At 52.4% G+C, this 12675-nt stretch carries 10 protein-coding genes and 2 pseudogenes; 2 read left to right on the top strand and 10 right to left on the bottom strand.

All coding sequences use genetic code 11. The features are described from left to right. Positions 1-16 precede the first annotated feature (16 nt). Positions 17-541, top strand: coding sequence for a hypothetical protein (locus ACIDITHRIX25_RS73625; protein WP_201732669.1), 525 nt, complete (start codon positions 17-19; stop codon positions 539-541). A gap of 103 nt (positions 542-644) precedes the next feature. Continuing rightward, a complete protein-coding gene (locus ACIDITHRIX25_RS000000104235; RefSeq protein WP_502756199.1) occupies positions 645-1586 on the top strand; it encodes a Mu transposase domain-containing protein in 942 nt (313 codons plus the stop codon). A 42-nt stretch (positions 1587-1628) separates the two neighbouring features. On the opposite strand, the pseudogene ACIDITHRIX25_RS000000104230 reads toward ACIDITHRIX25_RS000000104235, so the two are convergent. The 10 genes and pseudogenes from ACIDITHRIX25_RS000000104230 to ACIDITHRIX25_RS73580 all read right to left on the bottom strand — a co-directional run. Next, positions 1629-1781 (bottom strand): annotated as a pseudogene (locus ACIDITHRIX25_RS000000104230) (transposase); the annotation flags it as partial. A gap of 79 nt (positions 1782-1860) precedes the next feature. Then, a complete protein-coding gene (locus ACIDITHRIX25_RS73615) occupies positions 1861-2922 on the bottom strand; it encodes an IS3 family transposase (RefSeq protein ID WP_283770412.1) in 1062 nt (353 codons plus the stop codon). Continuing rightward, a complete protein-coding gene (locus ACIDITHRIX25_RS73610; protein WP_249685650.1) occupies positions 2913-3062 on the bottom strand; it encodes a hypothetical protein in 150 nt (49 codons plus the stop codon). The genes ACIDITHRIX25_RS73615 and ACIDITHRIX25_RS73610 overlap by 10 nt, the downstream gene beginning before the upstream one ends. 61 nt (positions 3063-3123) lie before the next feature. Further along, complete coding sequence (locus ACIDITHRIX25_RS73605; protein ID WP_201732668.1) at positions 3124-3438, bottom strand: hypothetical protein; 315 nt, start codon at positions 3436-3438, stop codon at positions 3124-3126. A 1948-nt stretch (positions 3439-5386) separates the two neighbouring features. Beyond that, positions 5387-5635, bottom strand: a complete 249-nt coding sequence (locus ACIDITHRIX25_RS000000104225) for a hypothetical protein (protein ID WP_502756212.1) — start codon at positions 5633-5635, stop codon at positions 5387-5389. A 99-nt stretch (positions 5636-5734) separates the two neighbouring features. Next, positions 5735-7159, bottom strand: a pseudogene (gene zwf / locus ACIDITHRIX25_RS73600) (glucose-6-phosphate dehydrogenase). A 38-nt stretch (positions 7160-7197) separates the two neighbouring features. Then, positions 7198-7398, bottom strand: a complete 201-nt coding sequence (locus tag ACIDITHRIX25_RS73595) for a hypothetical protein (RefSeq protein WP_201732665.1) — start codon at positions 7396-7398, stop codon at positions 7198-7200. Between the two features lie 244 nt (positions 7399-7642). Further along, positions 7643-8461, bottom strand: a complete 819-nt coding sequence (locus tag ACIDITHRIX25_RS73590; protein WP_201732664.1) for an HAD family hydrolase — start codon at positions 8459-8461, stop codon at positions 7643-7645. Further along, positions 8458-10848: a glycoside hydrolase family 65 protein gene (locus ACIDITHRIX25_RS73585; protein ID WP_201732663.1), complete on the bottom strand. Its 2391-nt coding sequence runs from the start codon at positions 10846-10848 to the stop codon at positions 8458-8460. Before ACIDITHRIX25_RS73585 ends, ACIDITHRIX25_RS73590 begins: the two co-directional genes overlap by 4 nt. A gap of 63 nt (positions 10849-10911) precedes the next feature. Further along, positions 10912-12474, bottom strand: coding sequence for an MFS transporter (locus ACIDITHRIX25_RS73580; RefSeq protein ID WP_201732662.1), 1563 nt, complete (start codon positions 12472-12474; stop codon positions 10912-10914). Between the last annotated feature and the right edge of the window lie 201 nt (positions 12475-12675).

The following is a 12675-nucleotide window of genomic DNA, read 5'->3' as shown; positions in this document are numbered from 1 at the left end:
AAAAAGGATGCTAAGAGTGGAACTCTACGAGAATATCAGAGTTGCGGTAAATAAAGAAGGCTTTTCGATTAGAGGTGCTGCAAATAAGTTCAAAGTTCATCGAAGAGTGGTTCGACGGGCTCTGATGAATGCAATGCCGCCCGAGAGAAGCGTAAGCGCTGTTAGTCGACCAAAGCTAGGTCAATACGAACTGGTAGTTCGTAAGTGGCTCGAAGACGATTGTAATGTAGCTCCCAAGCAGCGACACACCGGAACTCGTGTCTGGCAACGCCTCGTTGATGAATGTCAAGCTGATGTTTCAGTCTCAGCCGTACGAGTAATGGTAAAGGCACTACGGGCTGAGATAGACCTGCCAGTTCCTACAGCGATGATCCCCCAAATTCACCTACCGGGTAAAAGTGCAGATGTTGACTTTGGTGATGTACTTGTCTATGTCAATGGAGAAAAGATCAAGGCGAAGATGTTTGCTATGAGGTTATCTCACTCCGGTAAAGCATTTCATATGGTCTATAGCGGCGAGTCTAGAAGAGTGCTTTTTTGATGGGCACGAAAAAGCCTTTGAATTCTTTGGGGGCATCCCTGAAGTAATCAGATATGACAATTTAACAAGTGCTGTTCAAAAGGTACTATCTGGTAAAGAGAGGATGGAGAACGAACGATTCGTGGCATTTAGGTCTCACTATGGTTTCACCTCGTCCTTTTGTACTCCTGGAATCGATGGAGCTCATGAAAAAGGTGGAATCGAGGGAGAGGTAAAGAGAGCAAGGCGCCGATACTTCGTACCGCTTCCCCATGGTCAAACACTTGGCGAGATCAACGACAAGCTTCATCTACGAGTAGACAACGACGATAAGACCCGCCATATCAGCTACCGTCGCACCACAGTGCATACAGATTTTACTGAAGAGAAGAAACACCTGATGAGATTGGTTAGCGAACCCTTTGGGTGCGCCAAGATACTTTTTCCAAAAGTCGATGCTAAATCGCGCATCTCAGTCCGCAGCTGTCATTACTCAGTACCGGTGAGCCTTATTGGTAAGTCAGTCGAGGTGGCACTATCTGCTAGCGATCTAGTAGTAGTTCATAAGGGCAAGGTGGTTGCACGTCATGATCGCCTTATCCACAGGGGAGACTCCTCCTTGATACTCGATCACTACCTAGAGGCATTTACCCGTAAACCAGGTGCATTTGCCTCAGCGGTGCCATTAGATCAAGCGAAAAAGAAAGGTACCTTTTGGGCTGAACACGCTAGCTTTCTAGCTGCTGCAACCCAAAAGTATGGGGAGCGCGACGGTGTATTTGAGATGATATCGGTTTTACTCATTGGTCGAAGACTTCCAAAAGTAGCAATAGTAGCTGGTATCAATTGTGCACTTGAGATGAATAGCCCCAAGGCTTCCTATGTTGAGATCAAAGCTCGAGAATATCTAGTGTCACTAGTCATAAATTCACTTAGTAAATGGTCCGAGGTACTTCTCCATGGATCTAAAGATCTCGTCAGCCGTCTTATGCCATCTAAAAGGACGAGGATTCTCATTCCAGGTTTCAGTCCATTTTGTAATAGCTGCAATAAGTTGCTTTTCTGACTTGTGTGTTGACCTCTGCAACATCTTGGTAGTTAGTTCAGAAAACCATCGCTCTACAAGATTCATCCACGATGAATAGGTGGGAGTAAAGTGAAAGTGAAAGCGTTCATGCTCAAGGTTCCATTTACACACTGTATCGGTCTTATGGGTAACGTAGTTATCCATAATGAGATGGACCTCTAGATCTTTTGGTATTTCTTTGTCAATGAGATCTAGAAATGAGATGAACTCAACTGCAAGGAGCCTGCCAAGGAAGTTGTCACTTTCGCACCATCTAAGCTACCTCCTTTCGTCTCCCTTTTGGTCCATCTCCAACCGACTTATTCGTAGGAATAATTGGTACCTCTGATACTGGATCCCAGTCTCTGCATTTGCCTGAGATCCAGAAGTCCTGGTTTGGATTTGCGTTGCTCCCACCTACAGCTTCGCGCCGTCTATTTAGTAGCTCGATGTGTTCTCCACTGTGTGCCTGTTGTGGGGTTACGAACTTGATACCAGAGTGCTGGTGGTCGTTGTTGTAGTGATCAACGAATTCACTCATCCACCTGCGTGCAGCATCGATGGTTGCAAATCCTCCATAGGGATAGGTTGGAAAGTACTTCACCGTCTTAAAGAGCGACTCAATATGAGCATTGTCGTTAGATACCCGAGGCCGTGACCTTGATATATTTACATCTAGCTCATATAAGTACTCAACTAGTGACCACCCCTTCATGGGTGATCCATTGTCACTATGGATCACCTTCGGGACCATATTCTCTCTAGCCATTGCTCGCTTTACGACTCTCTTTAGCTGCTCAGAGCTTTCAGATTCGTATATCTCCCATCCGACTATCTTGCGTGAGTACAGATCAATGATCACATATGCGTAGTAGATCCCCCTAGCTGGTCCATTTAGCCAGGTGATATCAAGTGTCCAGATGTCACCTGGTTTTACTGCTGTGTGCACTGGTCTAGCTCTCTTCTTCGGCGGTTTCGTCCTGCTCGTGTGCTTGTTTAGATTGCTATCCTTTAGTACTCGATAGAAGGTCCTCTCAGATGCAATGTATCTGCCCTTACAGCCGAGTTTAGGCACAATCTGGGCAGGAGTAAGAGAGGAGAACTTACTCGAAGTACATACTTCGATGATCTCATGTCTCTCTTCCTCCGATAGTGCATTAGAGCGACGTTTGTGTACAGCTCCTCGCCGGCGATCTGTAGCACCAGATTCCCATCTCCGAAATGTACGAGTTGATATCTTCAAAACTTCACAGGCTTTGTAACATCTAGCACCTGCATCTATTGCTTCACTGATGAGGGCTACAGCTTGAGCTCGAACGTTGTGATCTAGATACAGAGGGGAGAGACTAAACGTCCCCTTCTTCCCCCGTGGATCATAACAAGCTCTGTCTCTTGTACTTTTTTTTGAAGAACCAATAGGGCAGCAGCTTCTGCTAGTGCCTTTTCTTTTCTAGCTAGTTCAGCTTCAATTCGCACTCTGGCTTTGCGCTCTTTATCAAGTTCCGCCTGGTGAGCCCTATTAGCAGCACTCTTGTTGTCAAGAGCTGACTCTAAGGTATTTCGCCGTAGGGGCTGTGTCTTCTGCTAGAACTCCATTTGATCTCAGCCATGAACCGAGTTCGTGCTCATTCATCGCAGCTGTGTCAACAACAGCTTTAATCTTGTTGATCTTATCGCTGGCTGCATTTGCACTAGCCTTGCGTTCCGAGTTCCACTGGTAGACAACGTTTGCATTGATTTCGTTATCCCTTGCAATCTTGGCGATAGCACCAGGTGTAGCATCTCCTGAATTGTCGAGCTCATATAGTGCTGCAACTACTTTTTGCTTTAGTTCTTTGGGGTACCTTTTCATGACCATTCCATCTTCGCCCTCTTATAAACAAAAATCAAGCTAGGTGACAACAATCTTGGCAGAGAGGGGTAAGTACTCTCAGCTGATTAGGTTTCCTTCCAACTAAATCGAATCGTTGCTGTTTTGAGCTGGAATTTTAGCTATGACGATTTAGAGCAGGATCAAAAAATAAAGAATCTTTTGTTTAATTGGTAGTAGTGACGGGCTGTGGATCCTGTTGACCAAGAGTAACTAATGATAAATCGATGGGTGAAAGCCATAGCTTTGGGTTAGCCCGCATTCTTGGTCCACAAATCCATAGCCCCTTTGCAGCCTTTAGGCTTTGGCGATCTCAAAGTGTCATCGCTTTAGCCAAAGGCCATGCCTAGGCCATAACAATGTGGATGTGAATCGTTATGGCCAAAGCAGCCAAAGCAGCCGGAGAGAATATCTTACTTTTGTCTCTGAGTCACCTCTAGATTATCAACTAGTGGTCCATGACCTCTAAAGATTGAGGAATACCGATCCACAACCATATTCGCCACTACCATATTCGCCACAGCGACCCTCACCTTTGAGGCTTTGGGCCAAGAGCTTCACGTAGATATCTGAGGATCTCACAATTGCGCTGGTGTCGGTCGATTCCTGAGGAATCCAAAGCTATAGGGCTAGCTATAGTACTACCGCCAGATTCCCATCGATCCCAAGGCCCATTAATGAATCAGGATTATCCACAAGGACTCAACTCTCAGTAGGCCCCGTAGCCCAGTCATTATCGATTATCAAGACAATGTCGACAAGTTCAGCTTTATGGAGTAGTTCAATTTCGCTTAGATGGGGTTACGTGATTGCTTCCAATGGCCATGGCGGGTTTCTGACTAGTCAGTGCTGTGACTCATCGTCGATGAAGCGCACCTTCGAGATCACCTAAGAGACAATTGCACAATTCGGAAATCAACTCTTTCGGGTGGCATTTTTTGACTCGGAGTGGGGTTGCTATGCCTTATCTAGCATTAAGTTCGGAGCTTTAAATCCAAAACAGCTAAGGATCTACTTTCGCAATTGTCTCCTAGGCTTCAAGCGCCGTGGTTATCAACCTCGGTCATATTGGCTCCACTGGGATTGGGCAGAAAAGATGTGAGATCTAGGTTTGGTCATTTGATTCATGAGAAACGGAGATCACTCCGATGTTGGTGGCACTTGCTACCAGCAACTATCAATCGAGACACTAAATGGATGTATCAATCGTCCTGATAGTCACCACAAGATTGAAAATAGTCATTCGACTCAATAGCCCCAAGAGCACTTGGTCTATGATTTAATGGACCTTGAGATAACAAGAGGATCATTCCAAAGCTGAGAACCCAATCCCAATCACAGGTGATCAGTGATTGCCAAAATGCACTCTGAGATATTTCTATTACATATTAAGATCCTATGACTACAACAAGTCCTAATGGACTGTGGATTTGTGGACCAAGAGTATTACAGATAGTCAAATTTGTAACTTTCGCCTACCGAGTTGAAATCGGCGACTCTTGGTCAACAAGACCCACAGCCCGTAGCTACTACTAAATCAACAAAAAGTTCTTTCTTTCCTAATCATCAAGATGCTGCCGTAGCATTAGCCCCACGTCCTAGAACCAACAATCCAATTAATTCGAAGACCAATACTTATGGATCATGACCGTTTGGGCCAAAGACTATAGCTATGAAGCCATAGAGCCTCGAGTTGATCCATGGATATACGACAACCAGTGCCTTGCCTAAGTCCTAACGCCTAAATGGATAAGTTTTCCAAGCAATCCAATTCAACCAGTCAAGATTTAACCCAGTGGCAAATGTCGGTTATCGCATTGGACTTTGACCCAAGAGAATTCAAAAATCTACAACCAGCGATATCTCAATCTGCTCAAACGCACTACCATGAATGGGTGGGGTGGGTCAAAAATAGGTTGCTGCTCGTGGGTCAAAAATAGGTTGCTGGCAACAGTGGTGGTGTCACCCCGTTCCATGTTGGAGGCGAAACCATCGATGGTCTCGCCGATGACATCCCCGAGGGCACTTTGACCTGCACCGCGCTGGGTCCGGTGAGCTTCTCCATGAAGTCGACCACCGAACATGCCCCAGCCGCCCCGTCTTTCACGAGATTCTTGATGGCGTCAGGTTTTACGTCGAAGACGACGCACGTATGGCCGTCGCCCGTCAGTGTTCGAATGATGTTCGTACCATTCGTCCTAGCCCGACGACGCTGATTTGCGATAGCTGCTCTGTAATCACTATCCTTTTCTCCTTCAAACTTTCGTAGCGAGCCTCGTTATGAATTCCCGGATTTCGAAGTCGCGAGCCACGGCAACTGCCAAGGCGTGTGACCCCGCAGGAGGTCGTTGGCACTCTTTGGTCCCCATGACCCGCGCTCATATCTATCGATCGAGGGCGGTTGGTCGATCAGCGGCTGTAAGACTCGCCACGTCTCTTCGACGACATCCTCCCGAGTGAAGCGTGACTGGTCGCCGTTTAACGCATCGTGAAAGAGACGCTCGTAGGCCCCGGACGGCTTGCCTAACTCGTGGACAAAGGAAAGGTCCAACTGCACGTCCCTCGTCGCCCTACCGTCGGGGCCCTTTGACAACAGAGCCATTCGTACGCCGGGATCGGGACTGACGCGAATGATCAGCTGGTTCGGATCGGTGTGCTGGGGAGTATCCAGAAACGCCAAGCGAGGCGGACGTTTAAAGACCACCCTCACTTCGGTAACCGCTTCGGCTAATTCCTTACCGCACCGGATGAAGAACGGCACCCCGGCCCATCGCCAGTTCTCTATGGCCAATCGCAGGGCCACGTAGGTCTCCGTTTCTGACCCCTTTTTGACGCCGGGAACATCGAGGTACCCGGTGTACTGACCTCGCACACAAGCAGTCGGTTCGACGTTGGCCATCACTCGGAATACCTACACCTTCTTGTCCCAGAGCGCAGCATGTCCCGGCCCTGCGGGCGCCTCCATGGCAATCAACGCCACGACCTGCATGAGGTGGTTCTGGATCACGTCGCGCATCGCACCGACGGGATCGTAGAATGCGCCGCGATCATCGACTCCGAAGTTCTCGGCCAGTGTGACGTAGACACCAGCCACGTGTTCGCGGTTCCATACCGGCTCGAGGATCGTGTTCGCGAAACGCAGGTAGGAGATGTCAGTCACCGGCTGCTTTCCTAAGAAGTGATCGACGCGGAGAATTTGACTTTCGTCGAGCACACGATGGAGATCGTTGTTAAGTACACGGGCCGACGCTAGATCGTGACCGAAGGGCTTTTCGATCATCACCCGGGCGCCCTGGAGGAGATCTGCCTCGTCTAGAGAGGCGACCACCGGAGCGAATAGTCCGGGTGGTATCTCTAGGTAGTACAAGGAGTGTGAACTCCTCTGCAGATCCTTCGCGAGCGCCTGGTAGGTGGCGGGGTTGTTGAAGTCGCCCTGTACGTACCTGAACCGTTTCGCTAGGCGGTCAAATATCCCTTTGTCGACCACTTCGTCACCCGACTTCAATGCCGCGAGTACGGAGGAACGCAGGTGATCGACGGACCAGTCCTCCTCGGCTACGCCGATGATCGGAACGTTCAACTCGCCAGCCAACTCCAGTTGATACAACGCCTGGAAGGTCATCTTCTTGGCGAGATCTCCCGTGATGCCGAATATGACGAGGGAGTCGGCGGCGCACGGCGAAAGGTGGTTCACGTTAGCCATGCCTTGCTTATCGGGCCGTACTCCGCGCAAGCTTCTAGTCAAGTCGCCACCAACCGAGTAATCGTCGTCGACGGGAGTCCATGGGGGGCGGACTCCTGTCGACGAGTGGTCTTCCGCGCCCAGAACTGCGACGGCCTACCCATGTCGTCAGGGTACTCGCGGAATTCTTTGGGAAAGTGAAAGTGACGTGAAGGCGACGTCGTCGCTACCGAATTAAGTTCGCCGTCCATGTAGGCCATCCCGCACACTTTCATTTTGAAACCGACCATTGTTGGTCGAGAAAGATGCGAGGTCTGGGCGTCCTTTGTGAGTATATCATTGTTTCATGCGAGTTATCGAAATATGGTGAAAGAACTTTGAGATCGGTGGGCCGTGCGAACGTCCGCACTTCGCGCACCAACTTCGCCACCGTCGTGCATCTAGGTCGATGAAGCGCAGAAATCGTGTCACTCCCAGCACGGCTGGGATTCTCCACCCACGCCACTACTGCGGGTTGTCGCCCGCGGCGTGCGATCCATGGGTCATCAGCTCGGCGAGACTCGTCACGACGACGTCGGCACCGTGGGCGCGAAGTCCATCGGCGTAGTCGTGCACACCGGGCGCGTCGTGATGGTCGACACCGACAACTAAGCCGAATCGTCCGGCCCGACCCGCTTCGACACCAGCCAGGGCATCCTCGAGGACCACGGCGGTATCTGCATCCACTCCCAGGACCTTCGCTCCCTGGAGATAGCTGTCGGGTGCAGGTTTCCCCTTCAGATCGAGATCCTTGACGACGTGTCCGTCGACGACCGCGTCAAAGAGATCGATAATACCGGCTGCCACTAGAGCCGTCTTAGTGTTTTCGCTGGCCGAGACGACAGCCACCTTGGCGCCCTTAAGGCGAAGTTCCTTCACGAGCGCCACCGCGCCATCGAAGACCTTCACCCCCTCTTTCTTCAGGGCCTCCAGGAAGAGCTCGTTCTTGCGTTTACCCACCCCCTTGATGGTGCCTGCGTCAGATTGATCATCGTCAGCGCCCTCGGACAGGGTGATGCCACGCGCGGTGAGGAAGTTGCGAACCCCGTCGTCACGAGGTTCACCATCGACGTACTTTTCGTAGTCGCCCTCGGCGTCGAATGGTGCATACGTCTTTCCCGTGTTAGTCGCCTCTGTCTTGAGAAACTCGTCGAATGCTTGCTTCCATGCACCTGCGTGTACTGACGCGGTGTTCGTCAATACGCCGTCCATGTCGAACAACCACGCGTGGTAGGCGGCAAAGTCTACGTCCTTGACTTGATCATCCTTCTTTGGCGCGCTCATGGTGCCTCCTGTTGCTCGTGAGAACTGGTAGTGACGCGATGCCGGGGCGTCCGCCCGAAGGGTTGGCTCGGCATCGAGGGTGTCGATTGACGCGAGTGGTCGTGAGTCAACGTAAAGACAGTGGGACCACTCGTGGACACGGTCATCGCCCTATCAAAGTGAAAGAGTTCCAGATCGTCCCCATGGGTCAAGACGTAACTCACCATCGATGGTGTTACCTCGACGCGTAGGCGTCGGCCGCGAAACTCCATGTTGAAGGCTAGTCGAGTAATCCCTTCGGGGAGACGGGGAGCGAATGTTAGCGTATCGTTGCTTTCGCGCATCCCTCCGAATCCGGCCACCAGCGCAATCCACGTTCCCGCTAACGACGCTACGTGCAGACCGTCGCGGGTGTCGTGCTCAAGATCTTCTAAGTCCATTAGGGCGGCTTCGGCGAGGTAGTCGTACGCTAACGCCAGGTAGCCGACTTCGGCCGCGATGATGGCTTGGCAGCAAACTGAGAGGGAAGAGTCGCGCACGGTGAGCTTCTCGTAGTACTCGAAGTTTCGTCTCTTCTGTTCGAGGGTAAATGCGTCACCGCGTAAGTACATGGCCAGCACCAGGTCGGCCTGCTTGATGACCTGCTTGCGGTAGAGGTCAAAGTAAGGAAAATTGAGAAAGAGTGGGTACTGCTCTTTCGACGTGGTCGCGAAGTCCCATACCTGGTGGTCAGTGAAACGCTCGGACTGCGAATGAACGCCAAGAACTGCGTCGAAGGGAATCACCACCGCGTCAGCGGCACGACGCCACTCGAGGATCTCCGCCTCTTCGATCTCGAGTGCGCGCGATGATTCACAGTAACGCTCGGCCACGTCGGCAGCGGCCCGTAGATTTCTCTGCGCCATGAGGTTGGTGTAGATGTTGTTATCACTGATCGCGCTGTACTCATCGGGACCGGTTACTCCATCGATACGGAATCCTCCGTCGCGAACAAAGTGACCGAGGGAATACCATAGCCTCGCCGTTTCACTCAATAACTCCAGACCAACGCCTCGCTCGAACTTCTCGTCAGCGCTCGCTTTTACGTATCGAATGACGGCATCGGCGATGTCGGCGTTGACGTGAAATGCCGCCACGCCCGCTGGCCAGTACGCCGAGCACGCGGCTCCCGTAATAGTTCGCCAAGGAAATAGTGCTCCCTTGAGACCGAGATTTGATGCTCGAGCTTTCGCTGATGCGAGCGTGTCATGGCGCCACGACAAGGCGTGTGCCACAGCGTCAGGCATTGTGTAAGTAAGTACCGATAACACGAACGTCTCACTATCCCAGAACGCGTGTCCATCGTAACCCGGGCCGGTCAGTCCCTTGCCGGGAATCGCGCGACGTCCACCTCGAGCTCCCGACTGCAACACGTGAAAGAGCGAGAAGCGTGCGGCCTGTTGGATCTCATCGTCGCCGTCTACCTCGACGTCAGCGCGATCCCAAAAATCTTCTAGGAACTTGCGCTGTTCCGCCAGGAGTCCTTCCCAGCCGGTCCTCGAGGCGACCAAGAGAGCCGCATCTATTTGATCGCGCAGTGCCTTCTCCGAACGAGTAGCCGACCATCCGTAAGTGACGTACTTAACGATCGTCAGACACTCTCCTGGTTCGAGCGTGACCGCAACCGTCAAGCGTCCGAGATCGTCGGAGCATTCAGCAACCACTTCCGTCGAATCCGGGCCTTCCACCTCATGGTCCATAGCTGCCGCGACGGTGATCTCACTATGTTTGGTGTGGTGCACTAATTCGCAGCGAGTCCCCTCGTTGGCGTAGCCTACCGCTTGCAACGAACTATCTAGTACCGCCGAAACTCGGGGGTCACCGCTCGGCGGCGGTGGCGGTTCGTTCGTAACCAACTCGGATTGAACCACTACACGTACTTCATGGTCGACGGCTTCGATCTCGTAACGAATCGCCGCAACAGACCTTTGGACGAGGGACACTAGACGCGTAGAAGCTATCCGCACCCTTCGATCAGACGGTGACGACCATTCGACCCGTCGGTCGAGGACCCCCGCGCGAAAATCTAGGACGCGTTCGTGGCTGTGCAACTCGCCGTAACGAACATCGAACGGTTCGTCGTCGACCAATAGTCGAATCAGTTTTCCGTCGGTGACGTTTACCACGACCTGGTCGCGCTCAGAATAACTGTAACCGGCTTCGGCGTAGGAAAGTGGTCGGAGTTCGTGCACGCCGTTCAAATAGCTTCCCGAAAGACCGTATGGGTCACCTTCGTCCAGATTGCCCCGCCAGCCGATGTGTCCGTTGGACAATGCGAACAGCGACTCGGTCTGCGCCAAGATATTGAGGTTCAATTCGGTTTCGCGCAGGCACCATGGCTCAATTGTAAAGGCCGGATGTTGAATCACCGGAGGGCTCGTATATCGAAGACCATGCGTGCAGGCTCTAGGTCGGCAGCCCATAGGTTGGCGTCACCGATCATCCCGTCCCCCATCATCTGTCGGTCGATGCGTGCGTTCTGGGTAGACGGAATCGTGAGGTCCGCCGCGGGCGAATCCTGGTCGTACTGCAGTCGTGATCGTCCCGCCACTATTGTTTCCCACGGCTGAGAGCGGCATTGCGATATCTTCGAGTGACTGTTGCTCGGCTGCGACGCCGAACACCAACTCCGCGACGCCGCCGATGATCATGACCCCGGCCCCAACCAGGTAAGCAAAAAAGAGTCCACGGTGGTTGTTGACCAGGCCGCCATAGATGTTAGGCCCCAGTGCGCCAAAGGCCTGAGCAATGGCGAAGAAGACGGCGATCGCCTTCGCTCGAACCTCTAACGGGAAGATTTCGCTCACGGTGAGATACGCTGCACTAGCTCCCGCGGAGGCGAAGAAGAAGACCAGCGACCAAGCGATGGTCTGGGTCAGCGCGTCGAGCAGGTTGGCGTCGAATGCCCACGCGCTTAACGCCAGTAGTACGCCAGCCAGCAGGTAGGTAGAGCTGATCATGAACCGTCGACCGATTGTGTCGAAAAGCCGACCGAGGATGAGGGGGCCGGCAAGGTTACCGACAGCGAAGGCGATGAAGTACAGCGGTATTGAGCCGCTTGACACGTGGTAGACCGTCGCGAGGACCAGTGCGTAGGTGAAGAAGATCGCGTTGTAAAAGAAGGACTGGGTTATCATCAATGTCGCACCCAAGATGCTTCGTTTCGGCATCTGGGTGAACAGCACACGCGCCAGCCTATAGTATCCGAGGTCGGAGATCGGATTGATGACGAGTGCTTTCGATTCGTCGAACGGTGGCAGATCTCCGCCACCCGAAGACTCTTTTTCCATTCGCTTGATCGCTACTTCGGCTTCCTTCTCTCGCCCATGCATGATTAGCCACCGGGGGCTTTCGGGGAGATTACGTCGAACGAAGATGATTGCCACGGCAAGTACCGGCCCGAGGAGGAAGCCGAGTCGCCAGCTCACGGTGGCGGAGAAAGAATTGAGGATATAGAGCTCGGCCAAGGTGCCGATTAGGGCGCCACCCCAATATGTACCATTGATTGCAATGTCCACTCGACCTCGGTATCGCGCGGGGATCATCTCGTCGATGGCGGAGTTGATGGCGGCGTACTCACCGCCGATACCCATGCCGGCGATAAATCGAGTGGCGTAGAGCCAAATCACCCATCCACTACCGTGACCAAGCGTGGCGGCGGTGAGACCTGAGCCCAGAAGATACACGCCTAGCGTTACGAGAAAGAGCTTCCGCCGCCCGAGCTTATCCGAAAGTCGACCGAAGACAAGAGCTCCGACCACCTCGCCAATGAGATAGACCGACGCTATGTCGCCCACCGCTCGTGGGGACATGCTAAGTGTACTCTTCCTCTGAAGGAGGTCAGCCACGTCGCTCGCAATTGTAATTTCGAGCCCGTCGAGCACCCAGGCAACGCCCAAGGCGATCACCATGCGCGTATGGAAGGGCGACCAGCGAAGGCGGTCTATACGCGCCGGTATGAGCGTGCTGATCGGTTCGGACTCCGTTTTCGCCATCGCGTATACCGTCCCATCGAGAAAGAAATTTCTGTTGATAAGGGATGCGGGGTCTGGGCTTCCTTTTTCAAATACTAACTCTCTTGATGTGATTTGTCAATCTATCTCGTCGTAATTGTGGTGACCACCATCACTGGAATTGACTATTTTTCAATCTTTCGACCACTGAATATCAAGACTTGCGACCAGGTGAATTTCTTA

It is taken from the genome of Acidithrix sp. C25 (assembly GCF_904848545.2).
Note: the sequence above shows the minus strand (reverse complement) of the source record. Positions and strands in the feature narration are given on the sequence as shown.